This is a genomic window from Stenotrophomonas maltophilia R551-3 (assembly GCF_000020665.1).
GTDB classification, from domain to species: domain Bacteria; phylum Pseudomonadota; class Gammaproteobacteria; order Xanthomonadales; family Xanthomonadaceae; genus Stenotrophomonas; species Stenotrophomonas maltophilia_L.
Window position 1 is genome coordinate 2,580,376 of the sequence record NC_011071.1, and the last position, 25,591, is coordinate 2,605,966.

The window sequence follows — 25,591 nt, forward strand, 5'->3', positions numbered from 1 at the left end:
GGTACTGACGGCTCCTCCCCGTTCGGCGTTGTCGCTTCCATGTACCGCACCACCCTGAACCTGCTTGCCGGCGCGATCGCGCTGGGCCTCACCGCCGGCGCTGCCGGCGCCGCTGAAACCGCCGACACCGGCAAGGACAGCACCACCCTCGGCACCGTGCTGGTGACCGGCTCCAACATCAAGCGCAGCGATACCGCCGGGCCCAACCCGGTGCAGATCGTCAGCCGCGAACAGATCGAACAGACCGGTCGTTCCACCCTTACCGACGTGCTGCGCAACCTGTCGGCCAATGCCGGCAACAGCTTCGACGAGCAGTACACCGGCAGCTTCGCCGCCGGTTCTGCATCGATCGGCCTGCGTGGCCTGTCACCGAAGAACACGCTGGTGCTGGTCAACGGCTATCGGGTGTCCAACTTCGGCTTCGCACTCAATACCCAGGACACCTTCGTCGACCTCAACGCACTGCCGATCAGTGCGGTCGAGCGCATCGAAGTACTGAAGGATGGCGCCTCGGCGGTGTACGGCTCCGACGCCATCGCTGGCGTCATCAACATCATCCTGCGCAAGAACTTCCAGGGCGTGGAAGTCGGCGGCGGCTTCGGTACCGCCACCCAGGGCGGCCTGAACGAACGCAAGGCCAACCTGCTGGCCGGCTTCGGTGATCTGGAACAGCAGGGCTGGAACGTGCTGTTCGGGTTGGACCTGCTCAAGCGCGACCGCCTCGATGGCGATGATCGTGCCTATACCCGCAGCGGCGATTTCCGCGACAAGCCCGGTGGTCGCCTTGCCGGCTGGTCCACTGCCGGTGGCAACTGGCTGAGCAACCCGCGTGCGCCGCAACCGTTCGCCAACTGCCCCGACGGCAGCCAGCTGCGCCCGTACAGCGACTTCGGCAGTACCCTGCCCGGCCAGGCCTGCGCCTTCAATGCGCAGCCGTTCAAGACCCTGCAGCCCGGCGCCGAGCGCCTGCAGGCGTCGCTGAGTGCGACCTACCGCTTCAATGACAGCGTCGAAGCGTTTGCCGACGTGCTGTACAGCCACAACAAGGCCGACCAGATCTTCAGCGCGCCGTTGACCGTCGGCCCCGGCCTGCGCGCCTACAACCCGGCCACCGGCACCCTGATCGATGTGCCGGCGGTGCTGCCGGTCGGCCACCCGAACAACCCGGGCAGCACGCCGCTGCCGTTCGAGTACACCTTCTTCGACCTCGGCCCGCGCCTGAAGGACAACACCCAGGTGTTCTACCGTGCCCTGGCCGGCGTGCGTGGCAGTGGCGAGCGCTGGGACTGGGAAGTGGCAGCGCTGACCTCGCAGAGTGCACAGCGCGAGTACGTCGACAACTTCGTCAACCGCTACGCGTTCGAGCAGATCCTGCGCGATGGCAGCTACAACTTCCTCAACCCGTCCAGCACGCCGGGGGCGCTGGATGCACTGCGCCTGCAGACCAAGCGTCCGGGCTGGTACAAGCTGCATGCGTTGAACGTAAAGGCGTCGACCACGCTGTGGGAGCTGCCGGCCGGTGCGATCGGCTTCGCCTGGGGCGCCGAGTTCCGCAAGGAATCACTGGACGCGCGCACCAGCGCACAGGTGCTGTCGGGTACCGAGCTGCGCCCGGCCATCAACGTGGTCAACGGCGAGCGCCAGGTCAGCGCCGCCTACGCCGAACTGAGCGTGCCGCTGCACCGCACCCTGGAGCTGCAGGTGGCCGGTCGTGGCGATCACTATGACGACTTCGGCAAGGCGTTCTCGCCGAAGGTGGCGCTGCGCTGGCAGCCGCTGGACAGCCTGCTGCTGCGCGGTTCGTTCTCGCGTGGCTTCCGTGCGCCGTCGCTGCCGGAGATCGCGCCGGGCCAGACCGTCAGCTACGGCTCGGTGATCGATCCGTTCGACCCACTGCAACCGGGTGGCAGCCGCGGCGTGACCAACATCCGCACCGGCAACCCGGACCTGAAGGCCGAGCGCTCGCGCAATTTCAACGTGGGTGCGGTGTGGTCGCCGGATGGCGATACCAGCATTGGCCTGGACTGGTACCGCATCGAGCAGGACAACCTGGTCAAGCCGGACAGTGCGCAGTTCATCGTCGACAACCCGACCCTGTTCCCGGGCCGCGTACAACGCGAGAACGGACGCATCCAGTTCATCACCAACCAGTACGCCAACCAGGGCGAACTGACCACCTCGGGGCTGGACCTGGACGCCAGCCGCACCTTCCGCACCGACGGTTGGGGCAACTTCACCGTGGCCGGCAGCTGGACCCACCTGCTCAGCTTCAAGCAGCCGCTGGTGGCCGGCCAGGCGCCCTATGACGGGGCCGGCAACAACCGCCACGGCGCACTGCCGCGCACCCGCGGAACCACTTCGTTGAACTGGGCGGTGGGCGACTGGAGCAGCACGCTGAGCCTGCAGTACGTGAGTGGCTACGACCAGCGTGTGGCGACGGTCACCAGCAACCCGGGGCTGCGTGACCGCATCAAGCCGTATCACCAGCTGGATCTTTACGTCGCCTACGAAGGTATTCCCAACACCACGCTGTCGCTGTCGGTGCTGAACCTGACCGACAAGGACCCGCCGTTCGACCCGGCCGGTGGCTCCAACGGCTTCGACATCAGCCAGTACAACCTGCGCGGGCAGTTCGTCTCGCTGGGGGCGCGCTACCGGTTCTGATGCGGCAACGGGGCGGCGGTGATGCGCCGCCCCAATTGTGCTGCCGGCCAGCGGCCGGCACTACCACTGACCAACGGTCCGCACCCACCGCATCAACGGCTCAGGTGCAGGAACTGCAGGTGCCGTTCGTACTGGCTGATGATGTCGTTGATGATCTGCTTGCGGCTGTAGCCGACCAGGTCGTAGTCCTGGCTGCCTTCGTACAGATGCACTTCGGCGCGGTAGTAGCGCTGGTTGCGCAGCTGCTGTGCGGCGAACGACGGCGTCAGGTAGCCACTCAGGATCACCCGGTACAGGAAGTCCTGCTGCTCGCCGTGGTTCACCGTCAACTCCATGTCGCCGGCCTCGAAGCGCGTCGCCACATCCCAGCCCTGCCCGCGCAGCTGTTCGGCCACCGCTTCCATCGCCGGCTTCACCGTGTCATCCATGAAGCGGTAGACCTGGTCGCGCACCGGGAAGTGCATGGCCTGGCTCAGGCGCTGGCGCCAGCCCTGGTGGTGGCGGTCGTCACCGATCAGCGGCGAGGGACGGTACTGCAGCGCGCGCTTGCGGTGCGACTCGTCACTGAAGGCGCGGGTCAGGCCCCACATCATCAGCAACAACACCGCCGAGAACGGCAGCGACGCCAGCACCACTGCCGATTTCAGCGCATCGATGCTGCCGGCCAGCAGCAACCCGGCGGTCAGCACCGCGATGACCGTGCCCCAGAACACGCGCAGCCAACGCGGACCATCATCCTCCGGCGCCCCGCCATGCGAGGACAACGTGGACAGCACCACCGCGCCGGAGTCAGCCGATGTCACGAAGAAAATGAAACTGACGAACACCGTCACCGCGATCACTGCCTTGCTCCACGGGTAGCCGTCCAGCAGCGCGTACAGCACAGTGGGTGGATCATCCACTGCCAGTTGCGCCAGTTGCTGCTGGCCATGGTGCAGCACCTGGTCCAGTGCACTGTTGCCGAAGATCGACAGCCACGCCAAGGTGAAGCCGAGCGGGATCAGCAGGACGCCGAACACGAATTCGCGGATGGTGCGGCCACGCGAGATGCGGGCGATGAACAGGCCGACGAACGGCGCCCAGCCGATCCACCAGGCCCAGTAGAACACCGTCCAGCCGCCCAGCCATTCCGGTCGGCCGCCATAGGCGTACACATCGAAACTCTTGCCGACCACGCTGCCGAGGTAGTCGCCCAGGTTCTGCATCAGCGTGCTGAGCAGATACTGGGTGGGGCCGGCGCACAGCATGAACAGCACCAGCGCGATCGCCAGCAGCATGTTGATGTTGGCCATCCAGCGCACGCCCTTCTCCACGCCTGAAACGGCCACAGCCACCGCCGCGCCCATCATGCTGACCACCAGGATGATCTGCACCAGGTTGGAGTGCGGGATGTTGAACAGGTGCGACAGGCCGGCGTTGAGGTGCAGCACGCCGAAGCCCATGTCGGCGCCGATGCCGAACACGGTGGCGACAATGCCCAGCGCGTCCACGGTGTAGCCGATCGGGCCATTGATGCGCTTGCCGATCAGCGGGTACAGCGCCGAACGCAGGGCCAGCGGCAGGTTGTGGCGGTAGGCGAAGTAGGCCATCGCCATCGCAGCGAGTGCGAACACGCCCCAACCGTGCAGGCCCCAGTGCAGGAACAGCAGCTGCATGGCCTGGCGCGCGCCGGCCTCACCGGCCGCCGGATCGCCCTGTGGCGGCTGCAGGTAATGGGTCAGCGGTTCGGAGACGCAGAAGAAGAACAGGGTGATGCTGATGCCGGCGGCGAACAGCATGCCGGCCCAGGAGAGATAGCTGAACTCCGGCTCGTCATGGTCGGCACCGAGCTTGATGCCACCGTACTTGGACAGCGCCACGCCGACCACGAACACCAGGTAGAGGGTCATCGCCAGCAGGTAGTACCAGCCGACATTGAGTGCGGCCCAGTCCTGCGCCTTGACCAGAAGGCGGCCCGCACCGAGCGGGAACAGGCTGACAAACAGCGCGAACGCCACGACAACGATCGCCGCGAAGGCGAACACAGGTCGAAGAGTGCGCACCGGGGATTGTTGCGGCTCCAGTACTTCCATGGGGCGGCGTTCTCCGGTAGATCAAAGGGTTAGCCGACCGATTCTGGCTGAACCGCAGTGGACAGAGCATGAAGTTGCAGCCTGTGGTCACAGGCCCGGCCCACCATTCCGTGTTATCACGCGCGCGCCGAAGCGCGCCTGCGAGCGCGGCCGCGCGCGGACCGCGTGCATCGCGGCCACGCGCGTACTGTCCAATCACGACATCACATGCACCGCGCACAGCTTGTTGCCATCCGGATCGCGAAGGTAGGCCAGGAACAGCTGCCGCCCGGCCATGTTGCGGATGCCGGCCGGGTCTTCGATGGCGGTGCCACCGTGGCTTACGCCTGCGTCCTGCCAGCCACGCACGGCATCGGCGCTGTCCAGGGTGAAGCCGATGGTGCCGCCATTGGCATGGCAGGCCGGCTCGCCATCGATCGGTGCGGTGACGATGAACATGCGACCGTCCTTGAAATACACCAGGCGCCCCTTGTCATCGAAGACACCCGGACGGGCGCCCAATGCGGTGAACAGGGCATCGTAGAAGCGATGGGCGACGTCCATGTCGTTGGTTCCAACGGTGATGTGGCTGAACATGCGGGCACTCCCTGCTGAAAGACCGCAGTGTCGGCGAGCCCGGCGGGCATCGCAAACGCCCTGGCCATTGCCCCCTGCGCAAGGTTTGTCGTACACCGCTCGATCGCACTATAATGGGAATCATTCTCATTAATGATCGATGCCGATGGCCGTGCCCGCCGCCTCCAGCACTGCGCTGGCGGGGTTCTACCGCGAACACCATGGCTGGCTGCTGGGCTGGCTGCGCCGCCGCACCCACAACGCCGACTGCGCCGCCGACCTGACCCAGGACACCTTCGTGCGCCTGCTCGGCCGTCGTGTCGATCCGTCCGAACTGCGCCTGCCGCGTGCCTATCTCAGCACCATCGCGCACGCGCTGCTGGTCAATCACTGGCAGCGCGCGGACCTGGAGCGCGCCTACCTGACGGCCTTGGCCGCGCAGCCGGAGCCGGTGCATCCATCGGCGGAGGAGCGCACGCAGGCGCTGCAGCTGCTGCATGCCATCGCCGACATGCTGTCCGGCCTGGCCGAGCGGCCACGCCGTGCGTTCCTGATGGCACGACTGTCCGGCCTGGGCTATGCGGAGATCGGCCAACAACTGGGCGTGTCCGAACGCATGGTCAAGAAATACATGGCGCAGGCGATGCTGCATTGCCTGCGCCTGTCCGGCGACGCAACAGCATGAGCACCGCGCTGGCCAGCCCGGCACTGGAGCAAGCCGCCGAATGGTTCGCGCTGCGCGAGCAGGGCTGGAGTGATGATGAGCAGTACCGCTGGCGCGCATGGCTGCAGGCTGATGCCGGCCACGCCGATGCGTGGCGTCGGGTCGAGTCGGTCTGGCAATCCTTTGCACCCCTGTCGGCACCGGCCGCTGCCACAGCGCTGGATGCCGCAGGCCGTCGCCGCCGGCAGGCTCTGCGCGGCCTCGGAGGTGCACTTGGCATCGGCGCAGTCTCGCTGCTGGGCCTGCATGGCCTGCAGACGCAACGCGGCCTGCAGACACAACGCACTGCTGCCGGGCATACCGGGCACTGGATACTGGCAGATGGCAGCCAGCTGTGGCTCAACGCCGACAGTGAAGTCACGATCGACATCGGCAGCGACCGCCGCGCCCTGCACCTGCTGCGTGGCGAACTACTGCTGCAGACCGGCCATCACCCTGCCTTCGCCGACATGCCCTTGAGCGTGCACGTGCCAGGCGCACGCCTGCAGCCGATTGGCACCCGCTTCGCGGTCGGTCGTGAGGCGCAGGGCAGCCGCCTGGATGTGTTCGACGGTGTGGTGCGCTGCCTGCCGCTGTTCGGCGCATCGTTGGACGTGCCCGCCGGCGGTGCGGTGCAGATCGGCCCGATGGGTGGACTCTCCCCGGTGGCTGCGGATCCGTTGCGCGGTGACTGGCAGGAGGGACGCCTACAGGTACAGGACACGCCTTTGATCCGCGTCATCGATGAGCTGGCCCGCCACCATCAGGGCTATCTCGGTTGTGATCCGGCGCTCGCCGCATTGAAGGTCACGGCGGTACTGCCACGCCTGGACAGCACCCAGGCGCTGCATCTGCTGGCCCGCGCCCTGCCGATCCGTGTCGAGCAGCGCTGGCCGTGGTGGACCGTCGTGCGTCCGCTTTGAAATCGCGGTTCCCTTTCTGTGCGCTCACCGGGCACTACAAGGGAACCCATTGCGGATGTTGCCGCCCCCATGAAACTGCCCTGCCCCTCCCCTCGCCCCCTGGCCATCGCCTTGTGCATGGCCCTGGCGACCCCCTGCCTGCTGCCTGCCTCGGTCCATGCACAGGAGACCGCCGCTGCGGTCCGCTGGCAGATTGCGCCCGGCCCGCTCGACCAGGCCCTGACCGCATTCGGCCAGCAATCGGGCCTGTCGATCGCCGCCGACGCGCGCCTCACCCGCGGCCGCCACAGCAAGGGTGTGCAGGCCACGCTCGGTACTGACGCTGCATTGGCGCAGCTGCTGGCCGGCACCGGCCTGGCCTTCCAGCGTGATGCCAGTGGCGTGGTGCTGCAGGCGGCGCCGAACGCCGAAGCCGGAGTGCGCCAGATCGGCACCCTGCGCGTGGCCGGCCAGGCCAGCGAAGGCGCTTCGCCGTGGGGGCTCGCCGATGCCGATGCGGTCTACCGTGACAGCGGCTCGCGCGTGCACCTGGACCACCAGCAACTGGAACGCTTCCGCGGTCAGTCGATCGGCGACGTGCTGGCCGGTGCGGTGGGCGTACACACCGCTGACGTCCGCAACGGCGGTGCTCTGGACGTCAACATCCGCGGCCTGCAGGGCCAGAACCGGGTGCCGGTGATCATCGACGGCGGCCAGCAGGCCATCGACGTGTACCGCGGCTATGCCGGCGTGCAGCAGCGCAGCTACCTCGACCCGGACCTGATCAGCGCGATCAGCATCGAGAAGGGGCCAAGCCTGGCCGCCAACGCCGCCAGCGCGATCGGCGGAGTGGTCTACATGGAAACGCTGAAGGTGGATGACATCCTCGACGACGGCCAGCACTGGGGCCTGCGCGTACGCGGCGGCGTGGCCGACAACAGCATCGACCGCACCCGCACCTTCAAGCAGATCGCGCGCGGCAGCGACAACCGCAACAGCCTGCGCGACCCGCGTGACTGGAATGGCAGCGTGGCCTTCGCCCAGCGCGGCGAGGACTGGCAGCTGGTTGCGGCCTATGCGCGGCGGCGCCAGGGCAACTTCTTCGCCGGCAGCAACGGTGCGCATCGCTATGACAAGCAGTACCTGTCCAGCGGCGGCACCGGCATGTCCAGCCAGGCCGTATCCAAGCTCTTCCATCCGGGCGATGAAGTGCTCAACACGCATACCAACAACGAATCGGCATTGCTGAAATTCACCTGGACGCCCAATCCGGACCAGCGGTTGGAGCTGAGCCACCGCTACTTCAATTCGAGCTTCGGCGAGATCATGCCGTCGGCGATCGGCCGCGTGGGTGAGTCCAACGAATGGGTGACCTACGTGGACAAGGCCAACACCATGTTCCAGTTCGAGCCCGGGAAGATGCGGGTCAACGCCACCTCGCTGCGCCATCGCTACCGGCCCGAGGCGCATCCGTGGCTGGACCTGAGCAGCACGCTGTGGTTCACCACCGCCACCAGCCGCATGTTCAACAGCAACATCGCCAACACGCCCCTGTTCAAGGACGTGCCCAACGACCAGATGCCGGACACGCTGGGCGAAACCTATGGCCCGGGCCTGCAGTCGGACGTGAAGACCCAGCGCTGGGGCGTGGACAGCAGCAACACCACGCGCTTCAGCAATGATCTGGGCGACTGGACGCTGCGCTACGGCGCCTCCTTCCAGCACGAGGACACCGCGCCCAACTCACCGGTGCTGCCGGTGGATTTCAACAACAACCGCTACCTGCGCTCGGGCACACGCCGCGAAGCCAGCGTCGTCGCCTCGCTGCAGTGGCAGCCGTGGGACTGGCTGTCGCTGACTGCCGGCGGCCGCTTCACCGATTACCGCACCCGCGACCGCAATCGCGTCGCTTTCGTCAGCGAATCGCGTGACCTGCGCTACACCTTCGCGCGCCTGAGCAAGGGCGGCCAGCTGCTGCCGGGCTGGTACAAGGAGTGGTACCCGGATGCACAGGGCAACTACACCTACGACTCGCTGCGCGCCACGCCCTATGGCGACAGCACGCTGGGCCAGGCCTACGATTTCGACGGCTTCATTCCTGATCCGCGCGGTGCCAACGGTTTCTATACCAAGCAGATTCCCACCGCCTGGGGCTACAAGCCGGCGATCCGGCGCTCCGGCCACGGCTTCGCGCCGTATGCAGAGGCGCGCTTCAACCTCGACCAGGACATGTTCTTCTACGTGAAATACGCGCAGGGCTGGAAGATGCCCAGCCTGTTCGAGTCGACGCTGGGCAACAGCACCTCGGCACCGGTGGCCGACCTGAAGCCGGAGAAGAACCGCTCGTGGGACATCGGCTTCAGCCTGCTCAAGCAGGACCTGTGGCGCGACGGTGACCGCCTGGCGTTCAAGGTGGCGTGGTTCAAGAACGATATCGACAACGCCATCACCCGCCGCTTCGATTCCAGCAACTGGGCGTTCTACGTCGACAACGTCGACAACTACACGGTGTCCGGTTACGAGCTGCAGTCCGGCTATGACGCCGGCATCGCCTACCTGGACCTGTCGGCCAGCTACTACCAGCGCGCGCGCACCTGCGATGCGGCCACCGCCAAGCGCCTGCGCGAAGATCCGTATGCGAAGTGGAGCAAGCTGGACACCACCCCGGACTGCGTGGACGGCGGCTTCGGCACCTCGTTCGTCAACGCGCAGAACCCGCCGAAGTACTCGATCCACAGCACGCTCGGCTTCCGCCTGTTCGACAAGCGGCTGGATACCGGCATCCGCCGTACCTACAACAGCGGCCCCACCCATGAACTGGACAAGCCCTGGAACACCACCGGTTCGACCGGCCTGCAGAACATCTACCTGCCGACCGCGATCTATGACTTCTACGCACGCTGGCAGTTCACGCCGCGCAGCGAAGTGGAGCTGGTGGTCAGCAATCTGCGCAACACCTACTACATGGACACGCTGGCGATGAGCCTGATGCCGGGCCCGGGCCGCACCACGCGGCTGAACTTCACCGCACGCTTCTGAGTGCTTCAGAAACAGCAACGCCCCGGGGAGATCATCCCCGGGGCGCTTGCTTGCGGCGGCTCACGCTCTGGCAGGTGCCAACCTTGGTTGGCACAGCAACTCAGCATTGGTGGGTGCCAACCTTGGTTGGCACAGCGACGCGTTACTTCGCGGTACTCAGCAACAGCACCGCAACAGTGACCAGACCGATGCCGACCCAGCCGATCGGACGCAGGCGGTTGCCGAACAACAGGCGGCCGCAGGTGGCAGTACCGATCACGCCGATCGCACCCCACATCGCATAGGCGGTGGCCAGATCCATGTAACGCACGGCCTGGCCCAGCAGGGCAAAGGCGATCCAGACCAGGACGATCGCAGCGACGCCCCAGCGCCAGCGGCGGAAACCTTCCGACTTGGCCACCATCATGTTGGCGGCGACGTCGATCAGCGCAGAACAGATCACGAAAAACAGGGCCAGGGTATTCATCAGTGCGCCTCCCCGAGGGTGACACAGACGATGCCGACCACTGCCAGCACCAGGCCGGCCAGCTGCTGCAGCGACAGGCTCTCGCCGAAGACGGTGAGGCCGACCACGGTCAGCAGGGTCAGGCCGAGCCCCTCCCACACCGCATAGGCCACGCCAACCGCGATACGGCGCACCGACTGCGCCAGGAAGAAGTAGGACAGCGCCAGCGCGCCGGCCATGATCAGGTAACCGGTCCAGCCACCATCGCGGGCGGCATGAGCCATGAACGAGGTGCCGACCACCTCGGCGACGATCGCCACGGTCAGGCAGGCCCAGGCGACCAGCGCGCCACGGGCGGGAACAGTACGGGACATGTGAAACTCCTTGCAGGGCGGGGACCGCGCCGCCTTTTCAATAGATCCACGCCGTGCGTGGAGGGTCCGGAACGCCCCGCAGACAGGGGCGACGGCGGCCAGTATCATCGTCTTTTACGGTGGGATCAAAATGGGTCCCATCGAAAGGAGCAATGGATCAATGCCCTACTCCCCTGAATCCCTGCAGGCCTTCGTGGAAGCTGCGGCGCTCGGCTCGTTCTCGGCGGCGGCGCGACGCCTGCGCAAGACCCAGTCGACGGTCAGCACCGCCATCGCCCACCTGGAGGCCGATCTGGGCGTGAGCCTGTTCGACCGCAGCGGGCGCTACCCGCAGCTGACCGAGGCCGGGCGCCAGGTGCTGGGGCACGCGCAGGAAATCCTTGCCGCCGATACCCGCCTGCAGCAGTTGAGCGTGCGCCTGGCCGCACCGGTCGAACCGCGCCTGACCGTGGCGTTCTCCGACGTCTACCAACTGGACCCGGAACAACGGGTGCTGCAACGCTTCGCCGAGGCGTTCCCGGAGATCGAGCTGGAATGGCTGGATGCCGAGGGCGAGGACGTGCTGGAACTGGTAAGCAACGGACGCGCCGCGCTGGGTCTGCTGCCACGGCAGGAGCACTATCCGGACGGACTGGTGGCACGGCCGCTGGCGCACCACAGCGAACTGTCAGTGTACGTGGCGCGCGAGCATCCGCTGGCCAGCGCTGGCCGTCGCGCCGCCGCGCAGCTGGCGCGGCACCGGCAGGTGCGCCTGAGCGCGGAAGTCGATCAATCCCGCGTGGTCACCGGCCTGGCCTGGACCGCCACCGACTACCTGATGGTGATGGAGATGGCCGAGGACGGCCTCGGCTGGGCCGAGCTGCCGCGGGCGCTGGTGCAGCGCTATGACCGTGGCCGGCTGGTGGAACTGGTGCTGCCCGGCTGGCCGCGGCGCATCCACAGCGACCTGCTGTGGCGCCGTGATACGCCGCCGGGACCGGCCGCACTCTGGTGGGCCGACGCATTGGGGTGAACCGAAAAAGGGGACGGAGGGGATTAAGTCGTTTGTGGCACAAACGACTTAATCCCCTCCGTCCCCTTTTTCAGTTGCCGGCCAGAGGCCGGCACTACCGATCAACGATGGGCGAGCGCGTAATCCAGCGCCGAGCACACGGCTGCCACCTGCGCGTCATTGCACTGCTGCGGGGTCGCCCGCGGGCTGTCTGGGTAGACCTCGGTGGTGGTGGTGTACTTTGCGCCAGTGATGCCTGCACACAACGCCAGCTTCACCAGCGGGTACTCGATCACGCCATGCGCCACCACCGCTGAACCGATGATCTCGCCCTTGTCGTCGGCCGGCGCGATGTGGGTGACCTTTTCCACCGCGGCGATCACCGCCTGCTGGAACGCCGCCTGCGGGTTCTCGCTGTCGTCCACCAGGTAGAAGCCATCGGGAATCAAGCCCGGCTCGAACGGCTTGCCGTCACGCGCGGCCAGCGCCGGGCGGAACTCGCTCTCGTCGCTGTCGGTGGTCTCGTGCAGGTCAATGTGCAGCACGAACTGGCCCTTGATTGGTGCAACCAGCTCGATCAGCGCGGTCGATTCGCGGGCCGGGCCATCGGCGCGGAAGTTGCGATTCGGGTCGATCGCATCGAAGTTCCAGCGGTTGATGCGCTCGAAGCCCCACGGATTCACGCACGGCGCCACCAGCAGGTTGGCCTTGCCGGCGTAATCGGCTGCGTGCTTTTCGAGGAACTCCAGCGCCCCCATCACGCCGCTGGTCTCGTAGCCGTGCACGCCACCGGTGACCAGGGCAGCCGGCAGTGCCGGGTTCCAGTCGCGGCTGCGCAGGGCGAACAGGGTGTAGGTCTCGCCAGCGTAGTCCAGTTGGCCATAGGCCACCTTGTTGAAGCGCGAGGCCAGTGCCTCGATGCGCGGCAGCACCTCCTCGTCATAGCGACGCAGGCGCTGCTGGCGGCCACGCCACGCCTCCCGTTCCGCCGCTCCCCACGGCTGGCCAGGGGTTCCGACGGGGTAGAAAGCGGCTTGGGACATGGCAGATCTCAGCGAGTCAGGAAGCAATCGCCCACTTTACCACCGGCCCACCGGCATGAACCGGAGACGCATTCCATTGGCGAATGGAATCAGCAATAATTCTCATTTACGCCCATCCACGACCTGCATCGATGCCCATCCACGCCCCGCAAACGGCCCGCCTGCCGCTGGCCGCCGCCCTCGCCCTGTGCCTGCTTCCGGCTGCCAACACCTTCGCCCAGGACGGTGCCACCACGCTGGACAGCATCCAGGTTTCCGGCAGCTGGCTGGGCACCGGCCTGCATGACAGCGTCAAGAGCTTCGCCGGCGCGCGCACGGTGGTCGACCGCCAGCGCATCGAGGCCAGCGGCGCGGCCAGCATCGGCGATGCCATGCGCCGCATCCCCGGCGTGCAGGTCACCGACAACTCCGGCACCGCCGGCAGCTCGGTCTCGCTGAACATCGGCGTGCGCGGCCTGACCGGGCGCTACTCGCCGCGCTCGACCGTACTGCTGGATGGTGTACCGCTGGCGGTGGCGCCGTATGGCCAGCCGCAGCTGTCGTTCGCACCGACCAGCCTGTCCAACATCGAGTCGATCGACGTGGTGCGTGGCGGCGGCGCGGTGCGCTACGGGCCGCAGAACGTGGGCGGCATCATCAACTTCAGCACCCGCGCCATTCCCACCGAGGCCGGCCTGCACAGCGAAGCGGGCGTGCGCTACACCGCCTACGACCATGGCGGCGGTGACAGCACCCAGTACAACGCCTTCCTCGGCGGCACCGGCGACAACGGCCTGGGCGCGGCCCTGCTGTACTCCGGCCAGGATGGCCGCGGCTGGCGCCAGGGCAGCGATGACCGTTTCAACGACCTCGCGCTGAAGTTCGCCTATGCCATCGACGAACAGCAGGAACTGCGCGCCAAGCTGTCCTACTACGATGTGCGCTCGCTGACGCCGGGCGGCCTGACCCGCGCCCAGTACGAGGCCGACCCGTTCCAGAACACGCGCCCCACCGATTTCTGGAAAGGCCACCGCACCGGCATCGACCTGGGTTACACCAACACGCTGTCGGCCAACAGCGAGTTCGAGGTAGTGGCCTATTACAACGAAAGCAGCCGTGCCAGCTCGCTGATCAACGCCGCCAATACCCAGCTGACCGTGCAGCCGCGCGACTACCGTGTGCTCGGCATCGAGCCGCGCTACACCCAGCGCCTGCACTGGGGCGCCAGCGTGCACGACATCACCGCCGGCTACCGCTTCCTGCGCGAGCGCGGCAACGACCGCAGCTACACCGTCACCCGCCGTACCGGTGTGGCCAGCGCCACCAACCGCTTCGACAACGCCACCGACGCACATGCCTTCTACATTGACGACCGCATCGCGATCGGCCAGTGGCGGATCACCCCGGGCGTGCGCATGGAGTGGATCGACATGGACCGCCGCCAGTCCGGAGGCGCGGCGACCGTCAGCAGCCGCAACGACAAGGCGCTGCCCTCGCTCAACATCGCCTACCTGCTGACCCCGCAGCTGACCGTGTTCGGCAACTACACCACCTCGTTCGGGCCGGTGCAGAACATCCAGCTGAATTCGCAGACCGCCAGCAACCCGCTGAATCCGGAAATCGCCAGGACCACCGAGCTGGGCGCGCGCTGGCAGGACGGCGCACTGCGCGCGGAAGTGACCGTGTTCAAGATGCGCTTCGACAACCAGATCCTGCAGGTGCCGGGGATCACCCCGCCGACCTTCCAGAACATCGGTGCCACCGACCACAAGGGCGTGGAAAGCGCGCTGGAGTACCACTTCGCCGAGGACAGCGCACTGGCCGGGCTGGAGCTGTATGCCAACTACACCTGGACCAAGGCGATCCAGCAGTCCGGTGATAACCGCGGCCTGGACGTGCCCTTCTACTCGCGCGACACCGACAGCGTCGGCGCCCGCTACGCGCTGGCCGGATGGACCTTCAACGTCTCCAGCACCCACCAGAGCGGCCAGTACTCCGACGCCGCCAACACCTGGGCCGAGAGCGCCGATGCGCGCGTGGGCCGCGTGCCCGGCGTGCGGCTGTGGAATGCACAGGTGGCCTGGCAGGTACCGGGACTGGGCGACAGCGAGATCGCGCTGGGCGTGAACAACCTGGCCGACAAGCGCTGGTACACCCGCAACGTCGATGGCAACGCCGGCCGCATGGTGGCCGCGCCACGCACCTTCTACCTGCAGGGCCGCTACCGCTTCTGAGCCGGTAACCGCCCGATGCAGTGACGGTGGCGATCACGGTGGCGGCGTATCATGCCGCCACCATGTCACCGTCTGCTTTGCCATCGCGCCTGCATCTGGCCTTCCAGGGCCTGCGCCTGCGGCTGCGCGGCAGCGACCTTTGGTTCATCGCGCTGGCCCTGCTGGTCGGCCTGATCGCCGGCTACCTGACCCTGCTGCAATCCGGCATCGCACGCTGGCTGCAGGGCACCCTGTACGGGCTGGACGAAGGCATGCGCCTGAGCTCCCTGCCCTCGCTGACCTGGACCGCGCTGTTGGTGCTGCCGCTCGGTGGCCTGCTGGTCGGGCTGGTCAGCCTGGCCGCGACCCGGCTCAAGCGGCCCCTGCTGGATGCGGTGGAAGCCAACGCCCTGCATGGCGGCCGCATGTCGATGCGCGACAACCTGATCGTGCTGACCCAGACCCTGCTGTCCAACGGCTGTGGCGCCTCGGTCGGGCTGGAGGCCTCCTATACCCAGATGGGTGCCGGCAGCGGCTCGCAGCTGGGCCGGGTGATGCGCCTGCGCCGCAATGATGTGCGCATCCTGGTCGGCGCCGGTGCCGCCGGTGCCATCGCCGCCGCCTTTGGTGCGCCGCTGGCCGGCGCGTTCTACGCCTTCGAGATCGTCATCGGCGCCTACACCCCGGCCGCACTGGCGCCGGTGGCGGTCGCCGCGCTGGCCGGTGCATTCGTGGCCGACCAGGCCGGCATCGAGGCCTATCTGCTGCCCGCTGCCTCGACGATTGATGTGCGCGCCGCCGACTACGCCATCTACGGCCTACTGGGGTGCTGCTGCGCGATGGTCGGCATCGCGGTGATGCGGCTGATTGCCTCGATCGAGGGCACGGTCAAGCGCAGTCCGTTGCCGCTGTGGGGCCGGCCGGTGGTCGGTGGCCTGCTGCTGATCCCGCTGGCGCTGGCCAGCCCACAGGTGCTGTCGTCCGGCCATGGCGCCCTGCACCTGGACCTGACCACGCACCTGCCACTGATCTGGATCGGTGGCCTGCTGACCCTGAAGTGCCTGGCCTCCGGCATCTCGCTCGGGTTTGGTTTCCGTGGCGGCCTGTTCTTCGCCTCGTTGTTCATGGGCACCCTGGTCGGCGCCCTGTTCGCCGGCCTGCTGGCGATGGCCACCGGCGTGCCGGTGATCGACGCCACCTCGGCCGCACTGGCCGGGATGGCAGCGCTGGCCGCGGCGGTGGTCGGCGCACCGATGACCATGGCCATGCTGGTACTGGAAGGCACCCACGACTTCCTGCTGACCAGCGTGGTGATGAGCGCGGTGCTGGTCTCCAGCACGCTGGTGCGGCAGTGGTTCGGTTATTCGTTCTCGACCTGGCGCATGCACCTGCGCGGCGAGACCATCAAGAGCGCGCGCGACGTGGGCTGGGTGCAGAACCTCAACGCCGGCCGGCTGATGCGCAAGGGCGTGGCCACCGCGCCGGCCGACCTCGACGCCGCCGCCTTCCGCCAGCGCTTCCCGCTGGGCTCGGGCAGCCGGGTGATCCTGATCGACAGCGAAGGCCACTACGCCGGCATCGTGCAGATTCCGCGCGTGTACGGCGACGGCGTGAAGCCGGAAACCGCCATTGGCGAACTGGCCGAGAACCGCGACGTGTCGCTGCTGCCAGGCGCGGACGTGGTTACGGTGATGCAGCGCTTTGACCAGACCCAGGCCGACGAACTGGCCGTGGTCGCCGCCGACGGCCAGGTGCTGGGCGTGGTCTCCGAAGCCTTCGTGCGCAAGCGCTACGCCGAGGAACTGGACAAGCGCCAGCGCGAACTGATGGGCGAGCGGGTCGAGGACACCGACTGACCCCGCAAAAAAGGGGACGGAGGGGATTAAGTCGTTTCTGGCCGCCTCGAAATCCACGCATGGCGTGGATCTACTGTCACCTCGACCGGGTAGACTCCGGCCATGCGCTTCATTGAAACCTTCCAGGCCGGTCCCTTCGCCGACACCGTGGTCAGCCTGCTGGCCGCCTTCGTGCTGGGCACGCTGATCGGCGCCGAGCGCCAGTACCGCCAACGCACCGCCGGCCTGCGCACCAACGTGCTGGTCGCCGTCGGCGCCGCTGCCTTCGTCGACCTGGGCATGCGCATCGCCGGCAGCGCCGAGGCGGTGCGGGTGATCTCCTACGTGGTCTCCGGCGTCGGCTTCCTCGGTGCCGGCGTGATCATGAAGGAAGGCATGAACGTGCGCGGGCTGAACACCGCCGCCACGTTGTGGTGCTCGGCCGCGGTCGGCAGCTGCACCGGCGCGGACATGTTGGCCGAAGGCGTGCTGCTGACGGTCTTGATCATCGCCGGCAACACCCTGCTGCGGCCGCTGGTGAATGCGATCAACCGCATCCCGATCAACGAGACTGCCACCGAGGCCACCTACGAGGTGCGCCTGAGTGTGGATGCCGAAGCGGTGCCACGTGTACGCGAACGCCTGGTCGATGCGCTGGAAGCGGCGCAGTATCCGGTCGGTGATGTGCAGGTGGTCGAGCATGCCGATGCGCCCACCGATGTGATCGCGGTGCTGGTCAGTACCGCCGTGAGTGCCGATGAGCTGGACGTTGTGCTGGCGCGGATGGAACACGTGCCGGGCGTGCTGCATGCCACCTGGGAAATCAGTACCCGCGATTGACGAGGCTGCGCGGGTTCACCCACCCGCCAGGCGCTGCTGGGCCCGCAACAACTTGCGGAACGAACCGCACTGGCGCGCATCCTGCGCTTCCGGGCAGGCAGCCGCGCGCTGTAGATGGCGGCGCACCCGCTGCAGCTGGGTGATCTGCTGCTGCAGCACATCGGCCTGTGCCAACAGGGCCTCCCGGTCCAGCGAGATGCACCCACGCTGTGGCGGCAGCGATGCACCGATCTGCTGCAACGACAGTCCCGCCGCCTGGCCGAGACCGATCAGCGCCAGACGCTCCAGCACCTGCTCGTCGTACTGCCGGCGCAGGCCGCGCCGCCCCAGCACCTGCAGCAGGCCCAACTGTTCGTAATAACGCAGGGTCGAGGCCGGCACGCCACTGCGCTTGACTACCTCGCCGATATCCAGTTCACGCATGAGCTTGACCTCAAGTCGCCTTCAAGCATCAACCTATGGGCAACTTCCCGGCAGGACAAGGCCATGGCCAGTACATCCCCCGTTGATCAGAATGCGCTCTGGAATGGCCCTGGCGGCCAGATCTGGGTCGCCCAGCAGGCCATCCTCGACGGTCTGTTCCAGCCGATGGCCGACCTGCTGGTGGCCGAACTTCCGGAATCCGTCACGCACCTGCTCGATATCGGCTGTGGCACCGGCGCAAGCCTGCTGGCCGCCGCAGCGGCTCGCCCTGCCGCGCACGGCACCGGCCTGGACATCTCCGCGCCGATGCTGGCTCTGGCCCGGCAGCGCGCAGAAACGGCGGGACTGGACGCGGACTTCATCGTCGCCGACGCGCAGCGGCATCCGCTGCCCTCCGCGCACTTCGACTGGATCCAGTCGCGGCTGGGCGTGATGTTCTTCGAGGACAGCCAGGCCGCCTTCGCCAACCTTCATCGTGCCGCAGCGCCAGGCGCGGGCCTGCGTTTCATCGCCTGGCGCAGTGCCGACGAGAACCCGTTCATGACCACGGCCGAACGCGCCATTGCTGATGAACTCGAGCTGACACCCCGTGCGCCTGGCGCACCGGGCCAGTTCGCCTTTGGCGATGGCAAGCGGGTACAGCGGCTTCTGCAGGCGGCCGGCTGGAAGGACGTCGAAGTGGTTGCGGTCGACCTGCCCTGTTCGATCGCCCGCGATGAGCTGCCAACCTATGTCGGCCAACTTGGCCCGCTGGGACTGGCCCTGCGCGCGATGCCGGAAGACCGCGCCGACGCACTTCGAAACAAGGCGCTGGCCGCGTTCGCGCCCTTCATCGAAGGCGACCGGGTGCGCGTGGATGCCGCCTGCTGGCTGGTCCGCGCCCGCGCCTAGAAAAAAGGGGACGGAGGGGATTAAGTCGTTTCCGGCACAGCCGGGGCAAGAACGACTTAATCCCCTCCGTCCCCTTTTTCTTCTACAGCGCCTCGCCGGCATCGGCCAGGCGCGATTCAATCAGCGCATACCACTGCTGCAGCACGTCGATCAGCATGTCCAGCTCGGCGTCGGTGCGCTGTGCGCGCCCACTGCGCAGGCAGGCCTGGGCTTCCTGCAGCTGGGCGAGGAAGCCGGCCACGGTATCGGCCTGCAGGATCAACCCCGGCAGTCGCCGCCCGGGAATGCGCACCACCGCATGATTGCCGAGCTGGCCGTACACACTCAGTGTGGTTTCCGTCTTCATGGAAAGAGGCAGGAATTGGGCGTTCATCGCGTGCACCATGGAAAACCTGAGCCGCCGGCAGGCGTGGACAACGGGGGAGACGTGGCCACGTCCTGCCGGCGGTCAGGGGGGACTCGGGATGCCGGGCACTTGCCCCGGCGCAGGATTCTCAGCGTGGCTGCGCCACACCCGCGATCTGCACGCGCCGGTTCGGCGCCAGGCAGGCGATCAGCTCCCGACGGTTGCGCTGCTCGCACTGCACGATCGGCTCGGCCGCGCCGCGTCCTTCGGCACTGATGCTGGCTGCAGGCACGCCGCCCTGCACAAGCGCGCTGCGCACGGCCTCGGCACGTCGCTGCGACAGTGCCTGGTTGTAGCTGGCACTGCCGATACGGTCGGTATACCCGGTCACCCGGATTGACTGCACCTGACTGGCCTCGCGCACCTGCGCCAGTACGCCCTGCACGGCCTGCTGGCCTTCGGCACTGAGCACCGCGCTGTCGAAACCGAACAGCGCATCGGCGGACAGGCGCAACGGCTGCTCCGGCAACGGCGCCGGTGCAGGCGGGGCCGGCGGCCGCGGCGGGTCCAGCACCGCCGCACATGATTCAGGCTTCCAGTAGCCACCCTGGGCGATGCCCTTGCTGTCGAATCGCACCTGGAACTGGCAGGTGAAGTACTCCGCGCCCTGCGCAGTGCGGAAGTTGAACAGGTAGTTCCACTCGCGCACGCCCCACATGCCCTCGTTGAAATGCGGCGTGCCCAGCAGCGTGTACAGCTGGCGCTTGCTCATGCCCGGCGCGAAGCGGCGCAGGTCGGCGACGTCGGGATAGATGCCTTCCTTCAACGAGGCCTTCGAGGCCTCCGGGAACTGCACGGCGGTGGTTTCGGCAGGACCTTCGGCTGCCGGCGCATGGCTGCGGCAGGCGGCCAGCAGGCCCATTCCCAGGACCAGGCCCAGCACTGCGGCCATCTGGCCGGTGCGGGCGATGCGATGCTGTTTCATGTCATTCCCCCTTTGGACGTTTCCGCGATGCCGGGCCGCGCGTGCGGCCCGGCGGCGGGGATCACCACTGGATGCCGGCACCGACGGCCACACCGGCCTCGCCACGGCTGTTGGTGGAGCCGCTGAACTTGTAGATCCAGCGCCCTCCTTCGGAGACACCGGAGATACCAACCGCCACGCCCGACTCGCCGTTGTAGCTGCCGGCGGCGACCGAGGCCATGCTGCGGCCCGCTTCGCTGGGCTGCGGCAGTGCTGCGGTGGCCATTGCCGAGGCGATACCGGCCGAGGCGCGGTTGTCGGTCTTGCGCAGGTCGCGCTCGAAGCCACCCATGCGCTCGTCGGTGTAGGCCTTCGACCAGTCCAGGGTCTGCGCCATGCCCGACTTCAGCTGGTCGACGTTGACTGCGTCGGTACCGGCGGTGCCGGCGGCGACGTTACGCACCGTGGTCGGGCCGCTGTTGGTGCTGCCCAGCGTGACACTGTTGTAGTTGGTCGCGCCGTTCACCGTGGTGTCGTAACGGATCGTACCCTGCTGCGAGGCCTGCAGCTGGCGTACGTTGACCGCGTCGGTCGCCTGCGAACCGTCGGCCACGTTGACCACCTGGCGTTCGGCACCGGCGGCACCCACTGAGACCGTGTTGGCCCGGTTCGCCACCGAACCCGCACCCAGCGCCACCGAGTTGTCGGCCTGCGCCTGCGAGCCATTGCCCAGCGCGGTCGAGTTGGCACCGGCGGCGGTGGAGCCTGCGCCACCTGCGGCCGAGTTGGCACCGCTGGCGGACGGATCGGCCAGGTTGTTGGTGTTGTTGGCGCGGAAGCTGCCGGCCACGTTGGTGATGTTCTGGATCTTCTGGTCGGTGTACTTCTTCGATTCGTCGATGGCGTAGTTCACGCCGTTCTTCAGCTGGCCGACATTGGTTGCGTCGTACGTATCGGAACCGTCGGCGACATGGGTGATCTTGCGCTCGCTGCCGGTGCTGCCGACCGAAACCTCACCGGCCGAGTTGCTGGCGCCGGTCTGGCCATAGGCGCCGGTGTAGCCGCTCTGCGCACCGACGCTGGCCACCGACCCGGCACCCAGGGCGACGCTGTTGCCGGCACTGGCGCTGGCGCCGTTGCCGACCGCCACGCTGTTGGCACCGGCCGCACTGGCCTGCGGGCCGACCGCCACCGCTTCCGCACCGGCAGCCGTTGCAGGCGCTGCGGTCGAGTTCACTGCCAGGTAGGCACTGCCACCGCTGTTGTTGGTGATGCGTTGGTTGAGGACCTTCAGCGAGCCGTCCACCGCAGTGAAGGCGGCGGTGACATTGTTGTAGTCGCCGCTGGTAAAGGTGCCGTCGGTGGCGATGCTGGAGATGCTGAACTTCGGCGCGGTCCACACGTTGGTGGTGCCGTTGTACGCGGTGGTGCCACCGAAGTAGTTGGCGACGGTGCTGTTGGTGCTGAACAGCTGGTCGCCGGTGATGGCATCACTGCTGCCGGCCAGGATGCTGCCGGCGGCGACGTTGGTGATCTTCACCGCGCCGGTGCCGGTACCCGTCAGCGTCACGCTGTTGAGCACGTTGCCACTGCCATCGACGTCGTACTTCACGGCCAGCTTGTCGATCTCATCGGTCTGGTCGGCGACGTTGGCCAGCGAGTTGCTGACCGCGTCGAAGGCGGTGCCGACATCGTTGTAGCTGCCCTTGGTCACGGTGCCGTTGGCGGCGACGTTGTTGATCGAGTAGGTCGGTGCGGTCAGCACGCCGCTGGCGTTGACCGCTGCGCCACCACCGAGATGAGTGGCCACGGCCTGGTTGGCCGCAAACAGCTGGGCACCGTTGATGGCCTCACTGCTGGTGGCACTGACCTGACCCGGGCCGAGATTACGCAGCGTGGTGGCGGTGCCGGTCTGGCCGAGCGTGGCACTGGCGTAGTTGACGCTGCCGTCGCCATTGAGGTCATAGCGCAGTGCCCCCTGTTCCGACGCCTGCAGCTGACCGACGTTGACCGCATCGGTCGCTGCGGTACCCGCGGCCAGGTTGGTGACCTGACGCTCGGCTCCGGCCGCACCGATCGACACCGAGTTGGCACGGTCGGCCAGGCTGCCGGCGCCCACCGCGATGCTGTTGGCGGCGGTGGCGCGGGCATTGGTGCCGACGGCGATCGAGTCCGTGCCACTGGCCAGGGCTTCGGTGCCGGTCGAGTTCACCCGCAGGTACTTGGTGCCGCCGTTGCGGATGTCGGTGATCTGCGTGTTGAGGTTGACCAGCGAACCATCGACCGCGGCGAAGGCATCGGTGGCGTTCTCATACAGACCCTTGGCGATCGCACCGCCGGTGGAGATGGTGCTGATCTCGAACAGTGGTGCAGTGAAGGCACCGCTGGCCGGATCGAAGGCCGCGCGACCACCGAAGAAGCCGGCGATGGCGGCGTTGGTCGTCGCCAGCTGGCCGCCATTGACCGCTTCCAGGCTACCGGCACTGACCGCACCAGCGGCCAGGTTGCCGATGGTGGTGGTGCCGGTGCCCGCACCGAGCGTTACCCGGCGATAGTTCGGATTGCCGGCGCCATCCAGGTCGTAGGTCACTGCGGCATCGGCCACGCCGTTGATCAGGCTGATTGCGCCCTTCAACTGCGCCACGTTGACCGCGTCCGTGTTGACGCTACCAGCAGCGACGTTGGTGATCTGGCGTTCGCCGCCGCCTGCGGTGCCCACCGACACTTCACCGGCAGAGACCTGCGGTGCAGTGAGGCCATAGGCGCTGTAGCTGGCCTGGGCGCCGCGCAGCGCGGCCGAGCGGTAGCCCAGGGCGACCGAGTTGGCCTGGTTCGACGTCGCCTCGGCACCGAGCAGGGTCTGCCCATTGGCGGTACCGACGGCGCTGTCGCCGACGATCACCGAATGACCCATGCGGGCGGCATAGTCCGCAGTCGGGACACCGGTCGGGTTGCTCGGATCATTGGTGCCGGCACCCGGGAAGGCGACGTTGGCATCGACCTTCGGCAGCTCGTGGCGGGCATTGGCGCCGATCACCACTTCCTTCGAACCGTTGGCAAAGGCGCCGTCACCCATCAGCACCTGGTAGTCCTGCGCGGCGTTGACGGCCCAGCAGGAGATGTCGGCCAGGGCGATGTCCAGGCACTTGGCCGCCCACGCCGGCGAATCCTTCGGCAGCAGCAGCCCGAGCAGGCCGCCCGGATTGCCGTTGTTGATGTTGTAGATGTAGCTGTCGGAGGTGACACCACCGATCAGGGTCAGGTGCGAGCTACCGCCGGTGACGGCGCCACCCAGGCCGTTGAGAGTGCTGCCGACCGGCGACAGGTTGACCACGGGCAGGCCCAGCACATTGACCGTCGAGTAGGTCTGCATCACGTTGGCGTTGCTGAGCTTGAGGTTGCCGTTGCTCAGGTAGCCGTTGCCGCCAAACAGGCTGGTGGTGGTCGGGCCGATCAGCTGGCCGACGTTGCCAACCAGGCCGCCGGTGCCGATGATCAAACCCGCATTCGGGTCGGCCGGTGCCGGCGCCTTCGGACTGGTCGGCGGAATCGCCGAGGGCTTGGTCAGGCCGAGGCCGCTCAGCGTGCCACCGACCAGGCCACCCACGGCACTGCCGAGATTGCCGATGGTGCCATTGAGGTTGCCGTTGAGCAGGTTGCCCACGGCACCGCCGACGTTACCCAGCGTGTTGCCCAGCAGGCCGCCGAGGCCACCGCTGCTGCCGCCGGTCGCGCCGTTGAGCACACCGCCAACGGTGCTGCCCACCGCGCCAACCGTGTTGTTGAGTGTACCGCCCACCGCGCTGCCGACGTTACCGACAGTACCGTTCAGTGCGCCGCCCACGGCACCACCGACTGCACCGACGGTGCCGACCGCTCCGTTGAGCGTGCCGCCCACCGCACTGCCAACAGTACCCACGGTGCCGTTGAGCGCACCGCCAACTGCACCACCGACGGATCCAACGGTGCCGTTCAGTGCGCCACCCACGGCACCACCGACTGCACCGACGGTGCCGACCGCTCCGTTGAGCGCACCGCCAACTGCACCACCGACGGATCCAACCGTGCCGTTCAGTGCGCCGCCCACCGCACTGCCAACAGTATCAACGGTGCCGTTGAGCGCACCGCCGACTGCACCACCGACGGAGCCAACGGTACCGTTCAGTGCGCCGCCCGCCGCGCTGCCAGCTGTGCCGACCACACCGTTGAGCGCGCCACCCACCGCACTACCCGCAGAGCCCACCACGCCGCCCACCAGGCCGCCCACACCCAACGCACTGTTCTGTGCCGCGACCGTTGCCTGGCCGGCGAGTTTCAGATTGCGGTCGGCCACCACTTCCTGCCCATCCGGCGCCTGCAGGCGCACGTTGCCGGCGACGCCGGTATCGAAAGCTGCAGTGATCGCACGGTCGTGGGTTTCGCCCGGCAGTTCTTCCTTGGCCGGAAGCGTGACCGCTGCCGTCGCTTTGACCTGGCCCTGGCCATTGATCTGGTGCCCAGCCAGCTTCAGCTGCGAATCGACCTTGCCATCGACCGAGGTCTTCAGCCCAGGCAACGAACCCGCCGAGGTACTGCTGATGCCGGCCGCCGCCGTGGCGCCGGTATCGATCGAGGCCACCTGCGCACCGGCGACGCCAACGTTGGCTTTCGCCCGCGCATCCGCAGCCACGCCGAGCGGTGCATGCGCGGACGGCGCAACCTGTGCCGCCAGCGATGCATCAACCTTCGTTGCATTGGACGCTGCATGACCCAGCCCGATGTTGGCGCGGACATCGGCGGCCAGTGCCGGAACGGCAACCTGCTTCGGCGTGGTGTTCGCCGCCAGATTCACCTGCACGCTGGCCGGCAACACATCGCGCACCACCGGCAGCGAGGCAGTGCTCAGCTGCAGGCCGACACGTGCATCGGCGCTGATCGCAGGGCTGCTCTGCGCCTGGCGCGAGGCGGCGGCCAATGCCACTTCGGCATCGACCTTCACCGGCATCGGCTGCGCATACTTGGCGGCCAATGCCTGCAGGTCGCGCAGCGATTGATTGGTTTCTGATGCTCCTGCGTGGCCGCTGGCCAGCGCACACAGCAGTGCCAGCGCCAGCACCGTGGGCATCAGCAGGACACTGCGCGGATCGCGCGCGGCACCGCCGCCGCTATCGCCGGTGGCCAGTTCCGAGGCCACAACCAGAGCATTGAGCTGGCGGTTCCATACACGCCGGTAGATGCGGTTCATGAGCATTTCCCCCGTAGGCGAACAACTGGAATGTCAGTGGACTTGCCGTTAGGCAGGTGACTGACATTTCAGCGCTTGCAACGGTGGC

The 25,591-nt window shown here is 67.3% G+C and carries 18 protein-coding genes; 9 read left to right on the plus strand and 9 right to left on the minus strand.

The window, feature by feature from the left end; genetic code table 11:
- The first annotated feature begins 39 nt into the window (after positions 1-39).
- A complete protein-coding gene (locus SMAL_RS11685) occupies positions 40-2,664 on the plus strand; it encodes a TonB-dependent receptor (protein WP_012511323.1) in 2,625 nt (874 codons plus the stop codon).
- Between the two features lie 92 nt (positions 2,665-2,756).
- Here SMAL_RS11685 and betT read toward each other — a convergent pair whose 3' ends face one another.
- Together betT and SMAL_RS11695 are read right to left on the minus strand one after the other, a co-directional pair.
- Positions 2,757-4,736, minus strand: a complete 1,980-nt coding sequence (gene betT / locus SMAL_RS11690) for a choline BCCT transporter BetT (protein WP_006372779.1) — start codon at positions 4,734-4,736, stop codon at positions 2,757-2,759.
- A 195-nt stretch (positions 4,737-4,931) separates the two neighbouring features.
- A complete protein-coding gene (locus SMAL_RS11695; RefSeq protein ID WP_006372781.1) occupies positions 4,932-5,312 on the minus strand; it encodes a VOC family protein in 381 nt (126 codons plus the stop codon).
- Between the two features lie 145 nt (positions 5,313-5,457).
- Between SMAL_RS11695 and SMAL_RS11700 the strand changes: the two genes are divergently transcribed.
- The 3 genes from SMAL_RS11700 to SMAL_RS11710 all read left to right on the plus strand — a co-directional run bounded on the left by SMAL_RS11700 (position 5,458) and on the right by SMAL_RS11710 (position 9,935).
- Positions 5,458-5,976 carry a sigma-70 family RNA polymerase sigma factor gene (locus tag SMAL_RS11700; protein WP_041864536.1) on the plus strand — a complete coding sequence of 173 codons (519 nt, stop codon included), beginning with the start codon at positions 5,458-5,460 and terminating at the stop codon, positions 5,974-5,976.
- Complete coding sequence (locus SMAL_RS11705; protein WP_012511325.1) at positions 5,973-6,917, plus strand: FecR family protein; 945 nt, start codon at positions 5,973-5,975, stop codon at positions 6,915-6,917. The genes SMAL_RS11700 and SMAL_RS11705 overlap by 4 nt, the downstream gene beginning before the upstream one ends.
- A 69-nt stretch (positions 6,918-6,986) precedes the next feature.
- Positions 6,987-9,935, plus strand: coding sequence for a TonB-dependent receptor (locus tag SMAL_RS11710; protein ID WP_012511326.1), 2,949 nt, complete (start codon positions 6,987-6,989; stop codon positions 9,933-9,935).
- Positions 9,936-10,077: 142 nt separating this feature from the next.
- Here the strand turns inward: SMAL_RS11710 and SMAL_RS11715 are convergent, their stop codons facing one another.
- Both SMAL_RS11715 and SMAL_RS11720 read right to left on the minus strand, forming a co-directional pair.
- Complete coding sequence (locus tag SMAL_RS11715) at positions 10,078-10,401, minus strand: DMT family transporter (RefSeq protein ID WP_012511327.1); 324 nt, start codon at positions 10,399-10,401, stop codon at positions 10,078-10,080.
- A complete protein-coding gene (locus SMAL_RS11720; protein WP_010485170.1) occupies positions 10,401-10,754 on the minus strand; it encodes an SMR family transporter in 354 nt (117 codons plus the stop codon). Before SMAL_RS11720 ends, SMAL_RS11715 begins: the two co-directional genes overlap by 1 nt.
- 160 nt (positions 10,755-10,914) lie before the next feature.
- Between SMAL_RS11720 and SMAL_RS11725 the strand changes: the two genes are divergently transcribed.
- A complete protein-coding gene (locus SMAL_RS11725) occupies positions 10,915-11,766 on the plus strand; it encodes a LysR family transcriptional regulator (RefSeq protein WP_012511328.1) in 852 nt (283 codons plus the stop codon).
- A gap of 101 nt (positions 11,767-11,867) precedes the next feature.
- Here SMAL_RS11725 and SMAL_RS11730 read toward each other — a convergent pair whose 3' ends face one another.
- Positions 11,868-12,788 (minus strand): M14 family metallopeptidase, encoded by a 921-nt coding sequence (locus tag SMAL_RS11730; RefSeq protein ID WP_012511329.1) that lies wholly within the window; start codon positions 12,786-12,788, stop codon positions 11,868-11,870.
- A gap of 131 nt (positions 12,789-12,919) precedes the next feature.
- Between SMAL_RS11730 and SMAL_RS11735 the strand changes: the two genes are divergently transcribed.
- The 3 genes from SMAL_RS11735 (at position 12,920) to SMAL_RS11745 (ending at position 17,655) form a co-directional block, all read left to right on the plus strand.
- Complete coding sequence (locus SMAL_RS11735) at positions 12,920-15,001, plus strand: TonB-dependent receptor family protein (RefSeq protein ID WP_012511330.1); 2,082 nt, start codon at positions 12,920-12,922, stop codon at positions 14,999-15,001.
- A gap of 62 nt (positions 15,002-15,063) precedes the next feature.
- Positions 15,064-16,836 (plus strand): chloride channel protein, encoded by a 1,773-nt coding sequence (locus SMAL_RS11740; RefSeq protein ID WP_012511331.1) that lies wholly within the window; start codon positions 15,064-15,066, stop codon positions 16,834-16,836.
- A gap of 102 nt (positions 16,837-16,938) precedes the next feature.
- The gene (locus tag SMAL_RS11745) at positions 16,939-17,655 is read left to right on the plus strand and encodes an MgtC/SapB family protein (RefSeq protein WP_012511332.1); all 717 of its coding nucleotides are present in this window, start codon (positions 16,939-16,941) and stop codon (positions 17,653-17,655) included.
- A gap of 15 nt (positions 17,656-17,670) precedes the next feature.
- Here SMAL_RS11745 and SMAL_RS11750 read toward each other — a convergent pair whose 3' ends face one another.
- A complete protein-coding gene (locus tag SMAL_RS11750; RefSeq protein ID WP_012511333.1) occupies positions 17,671-18,078 on the minus strand; it encodes a MerR family transcriptional regulator in 408 nt (135 codons plus the stop codon).
- Between the two features lie 63 nt (positions 18,079-18,141).
- Between SMAL_RS11750 and SMAL_RS11755 the strand changes: the two genes are divergently transcribed.
- Entirely contained in the window at positions 18,142-18,969 is an 828-nt protein-coding gene (locus tag SMAL_RS11755) for a class I SAM-dependent methyltransferase (RefSeq protein WP_012511334.1), read from the plus strand.
- An 82-nt stretch (positions 18,970-19,051) separates the two neighbouring features.
- On the opposite strand, the gene SMAL_RS11760 is transcribed toward SMAL_RS11755, so the two are convergent.
- The 3 genes from SMAL_RS11760 to SMAL_RS11770 all read right to left on the minus strand — a co-directional run bounded on the left by SMAL_RS11760 (position 19,052) and on the right by SMAL_RS11770 (position 25,503).
- Positions 19,052-19,342, minus strand: a complete 291-nt coding sequence (locus SMAL_RS11760) for a DUF6959 family protein (RefSeq protein WP_019659952.1) — start codon at positions 19,340-19,342, stop codon at positions 19,052-19,054.
- 121 nt (positions 19,343-19,463) lie between these two features.
- Entirely contained in the window at positions 19,464-20,300 is an 837-nt protein-coding gene (locus SMAL_RS11765) for an OmpA family protein (protein WP_012511335.1), read from the minus strand.
- Between the two features lie 61 nt (positions 20,301-20,361).
- On the minus strand, positions 20,362-25,503 hold the full coding sequence (locus SMAL_RS11770) for an ESPR-type extended signal peptide-containing protein (protein ID WP_012511336.1): 5,142 nt from the start codon (positions 25,501-25,503) through the stop codon (positions 20,362-20,364).
- Between the last annotated feature and the right edge of the window lie 88 nt (positions 25,504-25,591).